Raw genomic sequence first — 18,080 nt, 5'->3', positions numbered from 1 at the left:
CTAGCACCCGCTCAGTAACTGTTTCACGTGGAACACAACACCAATTACCATGTTTCCAACGTACGACGTCATTGTAGTAGGAGCGGGGCACGCAGGCTGCGAAGCCGCTCATGCCGCCGCCACAATGGGATCCAAAGTCCTCTTGTGTACCATGAACATGAATACCATCGCCCAGATGTCCTGCAATCCGGCAATGGGCGGGGTAGCAAAGGGACAGATCGTCCGCGAAATCGACGCACTGGGAGGGATGTCAGGGATCATCTCTGACAAGTCGATGATCCAATTCCGGATGCTTAACCGCTCCAAAGGCCCGGCCATGTGGTCACCACGCACCCAAAACGACCGGATGCGGTTCGCCGAAGAGTGGCGGCTTGCATTGGAAAATACACCCAACGTCGATTTCTGGCAGGAAATGATTTCCGGCCTCCTGGTCAAAGATGGACGTGTATGCGGTGTAAAAACCGGTATTGGAATAGAAATCCCATCAAAAGCAGTCGTCCTTACCAACGGAACCTTCCTGAACGGCGTAATCCATATCGGTGAAAAGCAATTTGGCGGAGGTAGGACAGGAGAGTCGGCGGCAAAAGGAATTACAGAGCAATTGGTTCAACTCGGCTTTGAAGCTGGCAGGATGAAAACCGGTACGCCACCAAGGGTGGACGGAAGAAGCTTGGACTATTCCAAAATGGAGGAGCAGTTTGGCGATGAAAAGCCTGAAAAATTCTCCTACATGGATTCCACAGCACCCTTGGAAACCCAAAGAAGCTGCTGGATCACCTATACCAACAAGGAAGTACACCAGTCTTTGGAGACCGGTTTTGACCGCTCGCCCATGTTCAATGGACGCATTCAAGGCCTAGGGCCAAGGTATTGTCCAAGTATAGAGGACAAAATCAACCGTTTCGCCGAGCGGGAAAGGCACCAAATCTTTGTAGAACCGGAAGGATGGAACACCGTGGAAATCTACGTAAACGGATTTTCTACCTCGCTACCGGAAGATGTGCAGTACAAGGCATTGAGACTGATTCCTGGCTTTGAAAATGCCAAAATGTTCCGTCCTGGCTATGCCATTGAATACGACTTTTTCCCGCCGACCCAGCTCAAACTGACCCTTGAAACGCATCTGATTGAAAACCTCTTTTTCGCAGGACAGATCAACGGTACCACCGGATATGAAGAAGCTGCCTCGCAAGGTCTGATTGCGGGAATGAATGCGAGCCTCAAAGTCCAGGAAAAAGACCCGTTCGTACTGAAGAGATCCGATGCCTACATAGGCGTATTGGTTGATGACCTGATCAACAAAGGCACCGAGGAACCCTACCGCATGTTTACCTCCAGAGCGGAGTTCCGATTGTTGCTTCGTCAAGACAACGCCGACCTCCGTCTGACCAAACTCGGCCATGATGTAGGGCTAGCATCTGACGAGCGATACCAGAAAATGCTCGACAAAAAGTCTGCTACAGCCGGACTGATCAACGAGCTAAAGCAAAAAAAAGTAAGCCCAGAGGCAATCAATGAAGGCTTACAGGCCATCGGCACAGCGACTATCCAGGAAAAAACCAATGCCGAAAAACTGCTCAAGCGACCACAGATCGGCGTAGCGGAACTGATGGCCATAGATCCAGATCTCAGCCAAACCCTGGCAAAATATCCGAAAGAAGTCCAAGAGCAAGCCGAGATCCAGATCAAGTATGACAGCTACATCGAAAAAGAGCAACAAATGGTGGAAAAGCTTTCCAACATGGAAAACTTCAAGATCCCTGTCCGCTTCGACTACCTGTCCATTACCGCACTCTCCAATGAGGGACGTCAAAAGCTGAACAAAATCCGACCGGAAACGCTCGGCCAAGCTTCACGCATCAGCGGTGTTTCACCAGCCGATTTGTCTATCTTAACGGTCTATTTGGGACGATAACATGATAGAACGACTCAGTAAATGCCCACTCTGCAAAAGTGGGCTTTTTCTTAACCATACAGAGATCACAGACCATGCGGTCAGCCGGGAGTCCTTCATTCTCTGCAAATGCTCCAATTGCCAACTTCTCTTTACCAATCCACGGCCAACCCAAGAGACCATCGGGCCTTACTACAATTTTCCTGAGTACTACTCTCACGAAGACAAGGCGAAGAACATTACCCAGTGGATCTACCAAAAAGTCCGAAACTACAACATCTCCAAAAAGGTAACCTCCATAGAGCAGTTAGTTTCTAAAGGAAGCCTACTGGACTATGGCTGCGGTACCGGCGAGTTCCTAAACACTGCCAAACAGCATGGCTGGAAGGTCGCTGGCGTAGAACCCAATGAAAAAGCAAGGACACTGGCGAGTGAAAAGCTCAACAAAAAGATCAAGCCCTCCATTGACGAATTGAAGAAAAGCGCCCGTTTCGACGTCATTACGCTTTACCATGTGCTAGAGCATATTCACGATCTGAGAAAAACGGTAAAAAAGATCATAAAACACTTAAATTCAGAAGGTTATATAGTAATAGCTGTACCAAACCACCAAAGCTGGGATGGGCGAAAATATGGCAAATTCTGGGCGGGATGGGATGTGCCCAGACACCTATACCATTTCAGCCAGGAATCGATGCAAAAGTTCCAAGAAGAGTTTGGTTTGGAATTGCAAGAAACCAAACCCATGAAGTTTGACAGCTTCTATGTCTCCTTGCTTTCAGAAGGGTATATGGACAAAAACTCAGGCCTGCTTTCGAAATACACCAAAGCACTCCGAGCGGGCCTCCTTTCCAACCGGGCTGCAAAAACACCTGGTCAATTTTCCAGCAACATTTTCGTTTTCCAAAAGAAGTGAAAAAACTAAGACTACTGTTTTACGGGCTTTCCATTATACTACTGGCATCCTGTGCCAAGCAAAGTACCCCTACCGGTGGACCAAGGGACGAGGATCCACCCATACTCCAACAAGCCAATCCGACCGATCAAAGCCTAAACACCAAGCCAGAGACCATCACACTGACTTTTGACGAGTACGTCAAACTGGAAAACCCATCCAAGGGAATCGTGATCACGCCGAGGATCAACAAAGACGAGGTCGAATTCACCGCGCTAAAAAACGTCGTCACCGTGAAGCTCAACCAAGAGCTGGAGGACAGCACCACGTATGTCTTTGACTTTCAAAAATCAGTAGTCGATATTTCCGAAGAAAATCCAGCAGAGAACCTTAAAATCGTCTTTTCCACAGGAAACTCCATCGACAGTCTAAGCCTCTCCGGTAAGGTAAACTTCTACTTTCCTGCCTCGAAAACCGACTTCAAAGACGTATTGGTAGGCATCTATCCAGTCGGCGATACCACGGACGTACTCACCGCACAGCCCTACTACCTCAGCCAAGTGGACACTGCGGGAAACTTCACCATCACCAACATCAAAAACGGCAAATACATGGCTTATGCCTGGAAGGATGCCAACGGGACGCTAAAAGCAGAGCACAAATCGGAAGACTATGACTTCGTCCTGGATACACTTCACCTCAACGAAAACATCCCCGGCCTAACATTCAATTTGTCCAAGGCAGACATCACACCGATCCGCATTCTGCGCTCAGCCACCTTCGGCCAAAACTATGACATCGTCCTCAGCAGGCCAGCTGTCAGTACCAAACTGGAAAACGAACAGCTCGGTAACAGGTATTTCTACACCAGCAACGACACCCGCATCCGAATATACTCCGACGAAGCTCAAAGTGACAGCATCCCCTTCCAAGTGACGCTGTCGGATTCTGTCGGTTTCAGCAAAGACTCTTTGATCTGGGCTAAGTTTCCCGAGTCCGAACGAACACCGGAAAAGCTTACTGTCTCTGCCAACTCAGGCAAGAACTTCTTCCAAAACCTCGAAGCCGAGCTCAAATTCAACAAACCTCTTAAATCCGTCAATACGGATTCGCTCTACATCGCTTACGATACGGCCTCTGTTATCCCCATTACTAGAGAAATGATGTCGCTACCCGACTCCTCGCGCCGGGACATTCTCCATATTCGGTTCTCCGTACCAGACTCGCTGAGCCAGGAAATATTCACCGTTAAAGCCGCAGACTCCACCTTCACGGACGTGGAAAACCAAATCAATGAGACCTCGCTGACCGCCAATTACCGAAAACTAAAACGGGAAGGCCTCGCAGACGAGATCTCCGGGGCGATCACCGGTGCACAGCCACCCTTTATAGTACAGCTGGTGAACTCCAAAAATGAGCTCGCTCATGAACAATTCTTGGACAGCTCAACTACCTTTTCCTTCAAAATGGTCGAGCCAGGCACATTCAAGATACGCGTGATAGAAGACCTAAACGGCAACAAGCGCTGGGATCCTTCCAACTTTACCGAGCGAAGACTGGCAGAACGGGTCTTTTATTTCTCCAACGCCGAGGGCCAGCCCAACCTAGTCATCCGCAGCGGCTGGTCGCTACAGGATCAAAATATCCAAGCTTCTCCACCCACTGGCCTCCCGAAAACCGAAAATTCGGCTGTGGAAAAGCCCTGAATAGCTGTAGATAACTTCCCGAACAACTTTGGATAAAATCATAGAAATCAACAAAGCGGAGAAATTCCATCCCCGAAAAAAAACTGCCGGGGAAAACTGCCCCGATATCCACACAGCGTTTCAAAGGTTTCCACAGGCAATTTAGCCACATCGATGTCAACGCAAGTAATCCACCAAAAACAGCCTTTCCGGATAAGTCACAGACTCCCAGTAGCAAGCAAGTGGACAAACGGTTGATAACATGTCAAGACAGTTGCTTTTCGGGTATAGAGGATGTGGCCAACATTTCCGCAGGGGATTATCAACAAATCCACAGCCTTAATAACCTTAATAGTTTTTATTTAAATAAATAAGATAATAGAGTTATTACCCGGTGGATTCTGTGGATAGCTTTTGTGATTCAGTTTTGGATTGGGTAATATTAAAATAGTGAAACCCAAATGACCAATGGATCTCGACCGGCTCTTTGACCTGATTCCCTACCAGATTTCCCATTACAACAAAGAAGTGGCTTTCGCCAAAAAAGAGAATGGAAGCTGGAAAACCTACTCTTCCAAAGACCTAAAGGAAATAGTCGACAACCTGAGCTTGGGACTTTTGGCTTCTGGGATTTCCGCTGGGGACAAGGTGGCCATCGTTTCGGAAAACCGGCCTGAATGGAATTTCGTCGATTTTGCACTGCAACAGATTGGTGCGGTCTCCGTGCCGATGTATCCGACCATTACCACGGAGGACTACGCCTATATTTTCGACCATGCCGAAGTGAAGCTGATTTTTGTCGGCGATCAGACCATTTATGCGAAGGCCGCCGAAGTGGCCGGCGATCGGAAGATTTTTTCCTTTGACGACTTGGTCGGGGTAGAAAGCTGGCAAACCTTAGCCCAACTGGGAGAATCGGGCGATCTTGCCAAGTTGGAAGAAAGCAAAGCCAAAATCAAGGCAGGCGACCTATTCACGATCATCTACACTTCCGGCACTACCGGCCGACCAAAAGGCGTGATGCTCACCCATGCCAACATCCTGTCCAACGTGCTGGCCGTAGCCGATCGCATGACGCCGCCTGCGGGAGTTTCCACGGCACTGAGCTTTTTGCCACTCTGCCACATCTATGAGCGCACAGGTTCCTTTTGCTTTATCTACCTCGGATTTTCGGTGTACTATGCGGAGAGCATGGAGAAGATCGGTGAAAATCTCAAGGAGGTACAGCCGCACGTCTTCAACACGGTTCCGCGCCTGTTGGAAAAAGTCTACGACAAGATCGTGGCGAAGGGCTACGAACTGAGCGGACTGAAGAAAAGCCTGTTCTTTTGGGCCCTGAATCTGGGCTTGGCCTACGATCCCTCCCGGGATATGGGCAAATGGTACGATTTTCAGCTGAAGATCGCCAACAAACTCATCTTTTCGAAGTGGAGAGAGGCTCTCGGTGGCAACATCATGCAGATCAACTCAGGCGCTTCGGCGCTGCAGCCACGCTTGGCGCGCGTCTTTTGGGCGGCCGGCATCCGCGTCTGCGAAGGCTATGGCCTGACGGAGACTTCGCCGGTGGTGTCGGCATCCATCGGAAGCCTCGATGGCATCCGCATCGGCTATGTCGGTAAGGTGATGAAGGACGTGCAGGTCAAAATCGCCTCAGACGGCGAGATCCTCGTCAAAGGTCCCAATGTGATGTCAGGATACTACAGAGACCCCGAAAGGACGGCAGAGGTACTCCAAAACGGCTGGTTTCACACCGGAGACATCGGGGAGCTGGAGGGAGATTACCTCCGGATCACCGACCGCAAAAAGGAAATGTTCAAAACCTCGGGCGGGAAGTACATCGCTCCGCAGGTCATGGAAAACAAATTCAAGGAGTCTCCCCTGATCGAGCAGCTGATGGTCGTGGGAGATGGGAAAAACTATCCGGCGGCCTTGGTAGTACCCAACTTCGAAGGTCTGCGTGACTACTGCCGCCGCAAGGAAATCCCCTATTCCAGTGATGAAGAGATGGTGCAAAAGCCGGAAATCGTCGACAAATACCAGTCCGAGATCGATCAGCTCAACAAATATTTTGCGCGCTGGGAGCAGGTGAAGCGCTTCAGACTTTTGGATCGCCCTTGGGGAATCGAGTCAGGCGAGCTCACTCCTACCATGAAGCTGAAGCGAAAAGTGATTTCAGGCAAGTTTTCCAAGGAGATCGAAGGCATCTACCAAGGCTAAGTCCCTGCCTTTTTGTGCTTTTGATTTGTTGACAAAAGGATAATCTCAGAATTAGTTATTGGAATATTGATTTTTTGACTGTTTTTATTCTGATTATACGTGGGAGAAGATAGTTTTTCGGCTTTTTATTTTATCAACCTGCGAAATCACAGTCGATAATTTGTGATGCATGCATAACTTTTTTGAAAATAGTATGCATGCATACAAAATATATCCTAAATTAGGTCTGCCCAAATTCAGCTTTTTGTACCCATGAAAAGAGAAGAGACCGTTGACTACCACATCAAGAGTGCCTGGCATGCCATCTCCCGCATGTACAACCAGCAGGCAGCAGAAGAGGGCTTCACCACCGCCATCGGCTTTGTCCTGATCAATATCCACTCCAAGGATGGCACTCCGGCGACCAAAATCGCCCCCCTGATCGGCCTGGAGACCCGCAGCCTCACCCGCATGCTGAAGACTATGGAGGAAAAAGGCCTAATCTACAAGAAGGCCGACCCCCAAGACAAGCGCTCCGTGAGGATTTTTCTCACCGAAGAGGGCAAGGAAAAAAAGGAACGCTCGGTGAAAACCATCATGGACTTCAACGAGCAGATCCGAGAGGTTGTCAGTGAAAAGGAACTGGAGACCTTTTTTGGCGTATTTGAAAAGATCCAACTGGTCATCGACCAGGTCAACGGCAACGAGATCAACAAACCGGTATTCGAATTATAAACAATATGATTATCCACTCTTATGCCATTAGGCAGCCGCGACAATCCGAAAGAACGCTAAAATTGGGGCTTTGCCCTACTTCGGTCTTCGGTCATCGCCTGCCCGACGTGTCGGGGTCTTCCGACCAGATTGAAGAAGCAAATTCGCTTACTGGTAAGATTGCGTATAATGATGTAAAACAATAGCCCTCAGGCTCCGGCCTGACAAAACATAACACAATGAACAGAACCATTAAGAAAGTAGCCATTTTGGGTTCAGGGGTGATGGGTTCGCGCATTGCCTGCCACTTCGCCAACATCGGCGTGCAGGTACTTTTGCTGGACATTGTCCCTTTTGAGCTCTCGGAAGAGGAGCAGAAAAAAGGACTGACCAAAGAGCATCCCGCCGTGCGCAACCGGGTGGTGAACACCGCCCTGCAAAGTACCCTCAAGTCCAACCCGTCCCCGATCTACGACAAGGCTTTTGCAAGCCAGATCACCACGGGAAATTTTGACGACGACCTGCCCAAGATCAAAGACTACGACTGGGTGATGGAGGTCGTGGTGGAGCGGCTCGACATCAAGCAGTCGCTTTATGAAAAAGTGGAAAAGTACCGAAAGCCAGGTACGCTGATCACGTCCAATACCTCCGGCATTCCCATGCACATGATGTGCGAAGGCCGCAGCGAGGACTTTCAGGCCAACTTTGCCGGGACGCACTTTTTCAACCCGCCCAGATATCTCAGATTGCTAGAGATCATCCCCGGGCCGAAGACCAAGCCTGAGATCATCGACTTCCTGATGGAATACGGCGACCGCTTTCTCGGAAAGGAAACCGTGCTCTGCAAAGACACTCCGGCTTTCATCGCCAATAGAATCGGCGTCTATGCCATCATCTCGGGCATGCATGCCATCGAGAAAATGGGGCTGAGCGTCTCCGAAGTGGATAAGCTCACCGGCCCGGTGATCGGACGCGCCAAGTCGGCGACCTTCCGTACCATGGACGTGGTCGGACTCGACACCACTGTCAATGTGGCCAACAACCTCTACAAAGCCCTTCCCCACGACGAATCCCGGGACAAGTTCAAGCTTCCGCATATCGTCGAGGTGCTTTACAACAACAAATGGTTTGGTGACAAGACCGGCCAAGGCTACTTCAAGATGATCCGCCACAAGGACGGGACGAAAGAGCTGAAGGAGCTAGACCTGAAGACGTTTGAATACAAAGACGTAGAAAAGCCCAAATTCAAAGCTTTGGAGGCTTCCAAGGACATCGAAGACCTGAAGAAGCGCATCAAGTTTCTGGTCAACTTTGACGACCGGGCGGGTGAGTTTTACCGCGCGTCGTTCTACGATCTATTCCGCTACTGTTCCAATCGGATTCCCGAGATCTCCGACGAGCTCTATCGCATCGACCAGGCGGTCTGTGCGGGCTTCGGTTGGGAGCTGGGGCCATTTGAGACCTGGGATGTGCTGGGCGTGAAAGAGACTCTGGAGAAAATGGAAGCCGCTGGCGAGGCTCCGGCAGCTTGGGTAAGGGAAATGCTCGATGCCGGAAACGAGTCCTTCTACAAGGTCGAGAATGGCAAGAAGCTTTTCTACGACATTCCGAGCAAGAGCTATCAGGAAATCCCCGGAACGAAGGATTTTATCATCCTGGACACGCTGAAGTCCGCAGGCAAAAAAGTCTGGGGCAATGCCGGTTCCACGGTCTACGACTTGGGTGACGACGTGATTGGCTTGGAATTCCACACCAAGATGAATTCCATGGGTGCGGAGGTCATCGAGGGCATCAATACGGCCATCGGCATGGCGGAAAAGTCCTACAAAGGGCTGGTGATCGGCAACGAAGGGGCCAATTTCTCCGCAGGAGCCAATTTGGCCATGCTCTTCATGTTTGCCGGTGATCAGGATTTTGACGAGATCAACCTGATGATTGCGCAGTTCCAAAACACCATGATGCGGGCGCGCTACTCTTCTATCCCGGTGGTCCTTGCACCCCACAACATGGCCTTGGGTGGCGGTTGCGAGCTTTCGCTCCACTCCGACCATATCCAGGCGCATGCGGAGCTCTACATGGGCTTGGTGGAAGTAGGCGTCGGACTGATCCCGGCTGGTGGCGGCACCAAGGAGATGACGCTGCGATTCTCCAACGCCATCCACAGCGGAGACGTGGAGCTGAACCGACTGCAGGAATATTTCATGAACATCGCCACTGCCAAAGTCTCCACTTCCGCCGAGGAAGCTCGGGGATTGGGCTATCTGAGAAAGAGCGACGGCATTTCCCTCAACCGCAAGCGCCAATTGGCCGATGCCAAGGGGAAAGTATTGAGCCTGAGCGATGCCGGATATACCCAGCCTGTGCAGCAGACCGATATCAAGGTGCAGGGCAAAGCCTCTCTGGCACTCTTCGAAGCGGGGATCACCGGCATGCAGTACGGTGCCTATATCTCCGAGCATGACGCGAAGATCGCCCGCAAGCTGGCCTGGGTGATGTCTGGAGGTGATCTTTCCTCCCCTACCGAGGTGAGCGAACAGTACCTTTTGGACTTGGAGCGCGAGGCGTTTTTGAGCTTGACTGGGGAGAAAAAGACCCTAGAGCGGATCCACAGCATACTGTTTAAGGGAAAACCGCTAAGAAATTAAAAGTATAAAGTACACAGTATCAAGTAGCTAGTACGAAGTATCAAGAGATCTTAAACCCATCTAATCATGCACAACTTCAAAGAACTCAAAGTATGGCAGAAAGCTGTCGACTTCGCAGTGAAGATCTATTCTGTGACCAAGCTTTTTCCCAATGAGGAGAAGTTCGGCTTGGTTTCGCAGATGAGAAGAGCTGGAGTCTCGATTCCCTCCAATATTGCCGAGGGCTGTGCCAAAACTTCCGGAAAGTCGCTTGTAAACTCATTGGAGATCAGTCTGGGAGAAAGTTTTGAACTGGAGACACAGATGATCATCTCAGAGCGAGTCGGGATATTGGATTCTGAAACTGCAAGAGAAATGGAATCGGATCTAACTGAAGTGCAGCGAATGATCATGGGTTTAAAGACCTCAATTGAGGCAAAGTCTTGATACCAGCTACTCGATACTAGATACTCTCAACTAAAAACAACCATGGAAGCATACATAATCAACGGATATAGATCAGCGGTAGGAAAGGCAAAAAAAGGCGGGTTTAGGTTTTACCGCCCGGATGACTTGGCCGCAGACGTGATCAAACACCTGGTGGCCAATACACCCGGTTTGGAAACCAAAATGGTCGACGACCTCATCGTCGGCAACGCCGTCCCCGAGGCCGAGCAAGGCATGCAGATGGGCCGGATGATCTCCCTTTTGGCGCTGGGAATCGAGAATCCCGGCTTTATCATCAACCGATACTGCGGATCTGGTCTGGAGGCGATTGCCCTGGCTGTAGGCAAAATCAAAGCGGGAATGGCCGACTGCATCATCGCGGGCGGCACGGAATCCATGTCTTTGGTACCCATGATGGGCTACAAGACCGTGCTCAACTACAAGATCGCCACCGAGCACCCCTCCTACTACATCAGCATGGGCTTGACTGCCGAGGAGCTGGCCAAGGAATACAGCATCACCCGCGAGGAGTCGGATGCCTTCTCCGTCCGATCCCATGAGAAAGCCTTGGCGGCCATCGCTGCGGGCAAGTTCAAGGACGAAATCGTCCCCGTGGAAGTCGAGGAAACCTACCTCGACGAGAAGGGGAAAAAGAAAACCCGAAAGTTCGTCGTGGATACCGATGAGGGGCCACGAGCGGGTACCACGCAGGAGGTGTTGGCTGGATTGAAGCCTGCCTTCAAAAACGGCGGCCAAGTGACCGCCGGCAACTCCTCCCAGACCTCTGACGGAGCGGCCTTCGTGGTCGTGATGTCCGAGCGGCTGATGAAATCGCTGGGCTTGGATCCCGTAGCGAGACTGGCTTCCTATTCCGTAGCCGGCGTAGATCCCCGAATCATGGGTATTGGCCCGAGGGAGGCAGTTCCGAAGGCTTTGAAGCAGGCAGGCCTCACGCTAAACGACATCGACTTGGTCGAGTTGAATGAAGCTTTCGCCGCCCAAGGCCTTGCCGTGATGAAGTCACTGGACATGAATCCGGACATCGTCAACGTCAACGGTGGAGCGGTGGCACTCGGTCACCCGCTGGGATGTACCGGAGCGAAGCTTTCCGTACAGATCTTCAATGAATTGAGGAGACAAAACAAGAAATATGGCCTCGTCACTGCCTGCGTTGGTGGCGGACAGGGCGTCGCCGGAGTGTATGAGTTGCTGAAATAGTAAGAAGTAAGACGCTAGACGCTAGAAATAAGACCAAATCCATTTCAAATTTATCTCCTATGCACAACTACAAAGAATTGATTGTTTGGAAGCGGGCCATAAAACTTTGCGCTCAGGTGTATAAGTTGACGGCTAATTTTCCAAGTGAGGAAAGGTTTGGATTGATATCGCAAATGAGGCGGGCGTCGGTCTCTGTTCCTTCCAACATTGCAGAGGGTGGCGGAAGAAGGACAGACAGGGAGTTTGCACACTTCCTGGGAATTGCCCATGGATCAATTTGTGAACTGGAGACCCAAATCTATGTCTGCGTCGAACTTGAAATTACTGACTTTGAAAAAACCGATTTCATTACCTCTGAAATCACCGAAATACAAAAAATGCTTTACGCGCTAATTCTGAAAATTGAATCTAAAAACCACTAGGTCTTAAGTCTTGCGTCTAATGTCTCAAGTCTAGAGTAATGTGTCACGTCTAAAATCTCAAAAACATATGTCCACAGTAACCAAATCAATACAAGGAGGCGAATTCCTGATCAGGGAAACCTCCGCACAGGATATCTTCATTCCCGAGGAGTTCAGCGAAGAGCAAAAAATGATGGTACAGGCCTGCCAGGATTTCATCGATACGGAGATCACGCCGCGGATCGAGGAGATCGACAGCATGAAGCACCCGGAGCTGGTGCCGGAGATCCTGAGAAAGGCCGGCGAGCTGGGCCTCCTTGGCGTTTCCATCCCCGAGGAGTATGGGGGGCTCGGTATGAGCGTGAACACCGCCATGCTGATCGCCGACATTATTGGCGCGGCCGGTTCCTTCTCCACCACCTACGGAGCCCATACAGGCATCGGCACACTGCCCATCCTCTACTATGGTACTGCGGAGCAAAAGCAAAAATACCTGCCCAAGCTCGCCACCGGCGAGTGGGCATCCTGCTATTGCCTGACCGAGCCGGACGCAGGCTCTGATGCGAATAGCGGCAAGACCAAGGCGGTGCTTTCCGCCGATGGCAGCCACTACCTCATCACCGGTCAGAAGATGTGGATCTCCAATGCCGGATTTGCCGATTTGTTCATCGTTTTCGCCAAGATAGAAGATGACAAAAACCTGACGGCCTTCATCGTGGAGAAGACCTTCGGTGGGATCACGATGAACGAGGAGGAGAAAAAGATGGGCATCAAGGGTTCGTCCACCCGCCAGGTCTTTTTCAACGACTGCCCCGTCCCGGTGGAAAATATGCTTTCCGAACGCCAAAACGGCTTCAAGATCGCCGTCAACGTGCTCAACATCGGCCGAATCAAATTGGGTTCTGGGGTATTGGGTGGGGTGCGCACCGTCATCAGCCGCTGCATCGCCTACTCCACGGAGCGCAAGCAATTTGGCGTCAGCATCAACACCTTTGGAGCCATCAAGTCCAAACTGGCAGAGATGGCGATCCGAACCTATGTTTCCGAGTCGCTCTGCTATCGTGCCGGTCAGGACATCGACGACCGCATCGATGCGCTGGTCGCCGAGGGGATGAGCGATGCCGAGGCCAAGCTGAAAGGCGTCGAGGCTTTTGCCATCGAGTGCGCCATCGCCAAGATCCACGGCTCCGAAGTCCTCGACTATGCGGTGGACCAAGGCGTGCAGATCTACGGTGGAATGGGCTATTCCGCGGAGGCTCCTATGGAGCGCGCCTACAGGGATGCCCGCATCGCCCGCATCTATGAGGGTACCAACGAGATCAACCGAATGCTGATGGTGGGAATGGTGCTGAAAAGAGCCATGAAGGGAGAAATCAACCTTTTCGAACCGGCCATGGCCGTGTCCGCGGAGTTGACTTCCGTTCCTTCTTTTGAGACCATCGATACCTCGGAGCTTTTCGCGGCGGAAAAAGAAGTCCTCAAAAAGCTCAAGAAGGTATTCCTCATGGTCGGTGGCAAAGCTGCGATGGCCCTGCAGGACAAGATCGAAGACGAGCAGGAGATCATGATGAACCTGGCCGATGTGATGATCGAGATCTATGCCGCCGAGTCGGCTATCCTTCGGGCTGAAAAACTGGCCAATCAAAACGGGCAGGAGGCGAGCGCGCACCAGATTGCGATGGCACAAGTCTATCTTTCCGAAGCCGTGGACAGGATCAATTCCGCAGCGAAAGAGGCCATCGGATCTTTCACCAAAGGCGACGAGCAAAAGGTGATGCTGATGGGCCTGAAGCGTTTTACCAAGTCCGATCTGGTCAACACCAAAGAGCTGAGAAGACAAATAGCCGATCACATGATCGCCGAAGGAAAGTATCCCTTCTGATTTTATTGGCAAATAGACCTCAAGCCTCCGGTAGGAATTCCTCCGGAGGCTTGTTATTTTTCACCTGACAAACCTTATTTTCCGCAGGGCCCATGCCGGTTTCCCTGTTCTCCTACCTCAAATCGCCGATTTTTATGAGAAAGAAAATACTGCTTTTTTTAGCGCTGTTCGTTTTTTCGACTTTCGCCTTTGCCCAGAGACAGAAAGTGTCCTTCAAGGATTCCCTAGACCAAAAGCTGGATCTCAGTGACTGGGTTTTGACCGCAAACGGCTTTATTCCGTTTCCCTCGATCATTACCGAGCCAGCCTTGGGCGGTTTTGGGGGAGCGCTTTTTGGCGTGTTTGTCGATCCGAATCCCCCCTATCGGGACAGCGTGGATGGCAAGGAAGTGCTCACCCGGGTCAAGCCAAACATCTACGGTGGCGGCGCAGCCATGACCGTCAATGGGACTTGGGTGGTCGGGGCGGCTGCGATTGGCGTCATCAAAAAGTGGCGCTCCAACTATCGCCTGGCCACCGGCTATGCCGATGTCAATCTGGAGTTTTACCGGACTTTCCCGCTGGTCGGGGAAAAGAAATTTGAATTCAACATACGCACCATCCCCATCACGGGCCAGCTGACCAAGCAGATCGGAAAGAGCGACTGGTACGCAGGCCTGAATTACCTCTTTTTGAAGACCGACCTCGGCCTAGCCAACTACGAGTTTCATGACGAAAAGGCCGTCAATACCATCATCAGCCGGCCCAGTATCCTAGTCGAGTACGACGGGCGGGACAATATCTTCTCCCCCGACCGCGGCTTGCATTGGATCAACCTGATCGGTACTTCCGCCGAGTGGCTGGGCAGCGACTATTCTTATGGCTTGGTGAGTACCACGGCATTTTATTGGTTGCCTGTGACTCCGTCGCTGATCTCGGGATTCCGGGCGGAAGTACAGCATCTCTGGGGAGATGCGCCCTTTTACATGTTGCCCTTTGTCAACCTTCGGGGGATACCGGTGGCGCGCTATCAGGGCAATATGGTCGCCACGGCCGAGACGGAGTGGCGGTGGGATTTCAGCCCCCGCTTTAGCGTGGTGGGATTTGTAGGCTCGGGCAAGGCGGTGATGGCAGAGGACTCTTGGGGCGATGAGTCCTGGAAGACTTCCGGAGGTGCCGGCGGACGCTACCTGATCGCCCGCAAGCTCAAGCTGAGGATGGGCCTAGACATCGCCCGAGGTCCGGAGGAATGGGCCTACTACTTTGTCTTTGGGACTTCCTGGAGAAAGTGACGCAAACCAGCCGCAAGGAATGACCTTTCTTTCGAAAGGATTTTGCCAAATCACCCCGGCTAGCTGAGAGACAGGGGAAGCTACAATCGAGCCCGGCCGTCATTATTTCCCAAATCTTGTTTGGGTTTCGACTTTTCCTCCTAATTTTGGCCAGGACCTTAGCGCACATCCTGGCTAATAATTTTTTCTCGACAATCCCGCATTTCTTTCTTCACGCTAATCAAAACGTTCATTTTGATGAAAAAACGTATCATTACGCTTGGCGAGGTCATGTTGAGACTTTCCACGCCAGGCCATCAGCGCTTTGTCACCGCCACCGGATTTGAGGCAGTCTATGGAGGCGCCGAGGCCAATGTAGGTGTATCCCTGGCCAATTGGGGATGTTCCGTCGCCCATGTCACCGCACTGCCCAGCCACGAGATCGGCCAAGCTGCAAAAAATTCCCTTCAATTTGCCGGATTGGACACCAGCCACATCCAAACCGCCCCGGGCAGGATGGGAAGCTACTTTGTGGAGCATGGCGCGATGCAGCGCAGCTCCCGTATTATCTACGACCGTTTCGACTCGGTTTTCGCGGGTTTTGACTTCTCGGACTTGGATTGGGAAGAGATCTTTGACGGTGCGGACTGGTTTCACTGGACGGGCATCACGCCGGCCATCTCCGCCTCGGCTGCTAGAGTCTGTCAAGAAGCCGTTGATGCCGCCGCAAAGCTCGGGGTCAAAATCAGCGCTGACATCAACTATCGCAGGAATCTCTGGCAGTATGGCAAGCAGCCCCTGGAAATCATGCCAGAGCTTATCCGTCCCTCGCACCTGATCGTCGCGGGATTGACTGACTTCGAAAACTGCCTGGGAATCAAAGCAAGTCGCTATTCGGAGGCTTGCGAAGAGGCGAAATCCTTTTGCCCTAATCTCGCCTACGTCGCCACGACCACTAGGAAATCCATTAGCGCCTCGGAAAACCGACTCAAGGGCAAACTCTGGAATACCCAGACCCTCCTCAAGTCAAAATCCTATCCCATGACCCATATCGTGGACAGAATCGGCGGTGGGGATGCGTTCATGGCGGGCTTGATCTACGGACTCCTGCATAGAGGAGACCAAGAGGCGCTCGACTTTGCAGTGGCGGCTTCAGTACTGAAGCACAGCGTGCCCGGAGATGCCAACTTTGTCTCCTTGGAGGAAGTGGACTTCCTGCTCGATGGAGAAAACGTCGGAAAATTATTGCGGTAACCTACCTTATCATGAAAGACATCAAGACAGCTTTACTCCAAGCCATGGAGTCTACCGGAATGATTCCGGTGTTTAACCATTCCGATACCGAGGTGGCCAAGTCGGTACTCGCAGCCTGCTATGCCGCGGGCGTTCGGGTGTTTGAGTTTACCAACCGAAATGCCAACTCCCTGGAGGTTTTCATGGACTTGAAGGCCTATGCGGCGTCCTTTCCCGGCTTGTATTTGGGAATAGGCACCATTTTCACCCAAGTGCAGGCCGAGCGCTTTGTAGCGGTAGGAGCGGACTTTATCGTGTCTCCGGCTCTCATTCCCGAGGTGGCAGCGCTGTGCAAGGCCAAAGGGGTCTTTTGGGTACCGGGCTGCGGGACGATCACGGAGATCAACGAAGCCCGAAAACTCGGAGCAACTTTGGTAAAGGCTTTTCCGGGAAATGTCCTCGGACCGGAGTTTATCGCGGCGGCGAAGTCCGTGATACCGGAGCTTCGATACATGCCCACGGGCGGGGTGGAGCCCTCCCGAGAAAACCTGAAAAAATGGTTTGACTCAGGCGTGACCTGTGTGGGAATGGGCTCGCAACTGTTCAGAAAACAGTGGATCAACGACCGCAAGTTTGGAAAAATAGAATATGCTGTGGCTGAAGCCCTTGCGGTGATCAAAAATTTTATCGACTAAAAACCGCTTCTATTTGCAGCTCAGGGCAGTTTCTTCGGGAGCTGCCCAATTTTTTTGAGATCAATTACCAAAAAAGTTTGGAGTGAAAAATTTTTTTCCTAAAATTGGTCAACCAAAAATTGGTCAACCAATTTAAATATGGAAACCCTCAATAACTTCAAAGAGATAAAAATCGAGAATCCCGTAGATCGCATCATCGGGCAGATCCGGGACTTGATCATTTCCGGAGAACTGGTGGCCGGGGACAAGCTGCCCCCGGAGCGCAAGCTTTCCGAGAAGCTCGGCATCAGCCGCACCTACGTGAGGGAAGCGATCAAGAAGCTGGAATTTTACGGCATCGTGAAAACACATCCCCAAAGCGGCACCGTGATCGCCGGGCTGGGAGTCACCGCGCTGGAGGGCCTGATCACAGACGTGCTCAAGATGGAGGGAAGCGATTTTCACTCCCTGATCGAGACAAGACTGATCCTGGAGGCACAGACGGCCAAGCTGGCCGCGATGCGACGTACGGACGAAGACATCGCTGCCCTGGAGGAAGCATTGGAGCTCTATGAGGCCAAGGTCAAGGTAGGCGAACAGGCGATAGACGAGGACTTGCTGTTTCACATCAAGATCGCCGAATCCAGCAAAAACAACGTCCTGAAGTCACTCATGCTGGTCGTGACTCCGGACATTCTTACCCATTTCACCAAGCACAATGTATGTGGGGGAGGCAAGCCATTTGGTGCCCTCATCGAGCATAAAGAGATCCTGGCTCACATCAAAAACCAAGATCCTGCCCAAGCAGAGGCAGCCATGATCAATCATCTATCGGACATCATCAATAAAAAGTGACCTGCCTATGCCAAAAAAAAATGGTGGATAGAATCCACCAAATTCAACATCAGGATTTAAATACTACCCATTCAAGATTGTCGAGGTCCTTTTTGTGTAGCCGCCCAATGTC

Annotated in this window: 14 protein-coding genes; all 14 read left to right on the top strand. The window is 51.5% G+C overall.

Translation table 11 applies throughout. The features are described from left to right. Positions 1–49 precede the first annotated feature (49 nt). The 14 genes from mnmG (at position 50) to J0A68_RS02275 (ending at position 17,968) form a co-directional block, all read left to right on the top strand. A complete protein-coding gene (mnmG, locus tag J0A68_RS02340) occupies positions 50–1,915 on the top strand; it encodes a tRNA uridine-5-carboxymethylaminomethyl(34) synthesis enzyme MnmG (RefSeq protein WP_206576578.1) in 1,866 nt (621 codons plus the stop codon). 1 nt (position 1,916) lies between these two features. Continuing rightward, on the top strand, positions 1,917–2,810 hold the full coding sequence (locus J0A68_RS02335) for a class I SAM-dependent methyltransferase (RefSeq protein WP_206576577.1): 894 nt from the start codon (positions 1,917–1,919) through the stop codon (positions 2,808–2,810). Continuing rightward, the gene (locus tag J0A68_RS02330; protein ID WP_206576576.1) at positions 2,807–4,495 is read left to right on the top strand and encodes an Ig-like domain-containing domain; all 1,689 of its coding nucleotides are present in this window, start codon (positions 2,807–2,809) and stop codon (positions 4,493–4,495) included. Before J0A68_RS02335 ends, J0A68_RS02330 begins: the two co-directional genes overlap by 4 nt. Positions 4,496–4,942: 447 nt before the next feature. Continuing rightward, positions 4,943–6,691, top strand: coding sequence for an AMP-dependent synthetase/ligase (locus J0A68_RS02325; RefSeq protein WP_206576575.1), 1,749 nt, complete (start codon positions 4,943–4,945; stop codon positions 6,689–6,691). A 252-nt stretch (positions 6,692–6,943) separates the two neighbouring features. Next, entirely contained in the window at positions 6,944–7,405 is a 462-nt protein-coding gene (locus J0A68_RS02320) for a MarR family winged helix-turn-helix transcriptional regulator (RefSeq protein WP_206576574.1), read from the top strand. 218 nt (positions 7,406–7,623) lie between these two features. Further along, a complete protein-coding gene (locus J0A68_RS02315; RefSeq protein WP_206576573.1) occupies positions 7,624–10,029 on the top strand; it encodes a 3-hydroxyacyl-CoA dehydrogenase/enoyl-CoA hydratase family protein in 2,406 nt (801 codons plus the stop codon). A gap of 66 nt (positions 10,030–10,095) precedes the next feature. Then, positions 10,096–10,455, top strand: coding sequence for a four helix bundle protein (locus J0A68_RS02310; RefSeq protein WP_206576572.1), 360 nt, complete (start codon positions 10,096–10,098; stop codon positions 10,453–10,455). A gap of 42 nt (positions 10,456–10,497) precedes the next feature. Continuing rightward, entirely contained in the window at positions 10,498–11,673 is a 1,176-nt protein-coding gene (locus J0A68_RS02305) for a thiolase family protein (protein ID WP_206576571.1), read from the top strand. A gap of 59 nt (positions 11,674–11,732) precedes the next feature. Then, on the top strand, positions 11,733–12,095 hold the full coding sequence (locus J0A68_RS02300) for a four helix bundle protein (protein WP_206576570.1): 363 nt from the start codon (positions 11,733–11,735) through the stop codon (positions 12,093–12,095). 67 nt (positions 12,096–12,162) lie between these two features. Next, positions 12,163–13,956 carry an acyl-CoA dehydrogenase FadE gene (locus J0A68_RS02295; protein WP_206576569.1) on the top strand — a complete coding sequence of 598 codons (1,794 nt, stop codon included), beginning with the start codon at positions 12,163–12,165 and terminating at the stop codon, positions 13,954–13,956. 134 nt (positions 13,957–14,090) lie between these two features. Next, positions 14,091–15,227: a BamA/TamA family outer membrane protein gene (locus tag J0A68_RS02290; RefSeq protein WP_206576568.1), complete on the top strand. Its 1,137-nt coding sequence runs from the start codon at positions 14,091–14,093 to the stop codon at positions 15,225–15,227. A 237-nt stretch (positions 15,228–15,464) separates the two neighbouring features. Continuing rightward, on the top strand, positions 15,465–16,460 hold the full coding sequence (locus J0A68_RS02285; protein WP_206576567.1) for a sugar kinase: 996 nt from the start codon (positions 15,465–15,467) through the stop codon (positions 16,458–16,460). Positions 16,461–16,471: 11 nt separating this feature from the next. Further along, complete coding sequence (locus tag J0A68_RS02280) at positions 16,472–17,134, top strand: beta/alpha barrel domain-containing protein (protein WP_206576566.1); 663 nt, start codon at positions 16,472–16,474, stop codon at positions 17,132–17,134. A 138-nt stretch (positions 17,135–17,272) separates the two neighbouring features. Beyond that, positions 17,273–17,968 carry a FadR/GntR family transcriptional regulator gene (locus J0A68_RS02275; RefSeq protein ID WP_206576565.1) on the top strand — a complete coding sequence of 232 codons (696 nt, stop codon included), beginning with the start codon at positions 17,273–17,275 and terminating at the stop codon, positions 17,966–17,968. Positions 17,969–18,080: the final 112 nt, after the last annotated feature.

Source organism: Algoriphagus oliviformis, from assembly GCF_017254915.1.
In the GTDB taxonomy this organism is placed as follows: Bacteria; Bacteroidota; Bacteroidia; order Cytophagales; family Cyclobacteriaceae; genus Algoriphagus; species Algoriphagus oliviformis.
Note: the sequence above shows the minus strand (reverse complement) of the source record. Positions and strands in the feature narration are given on the sequence as shown.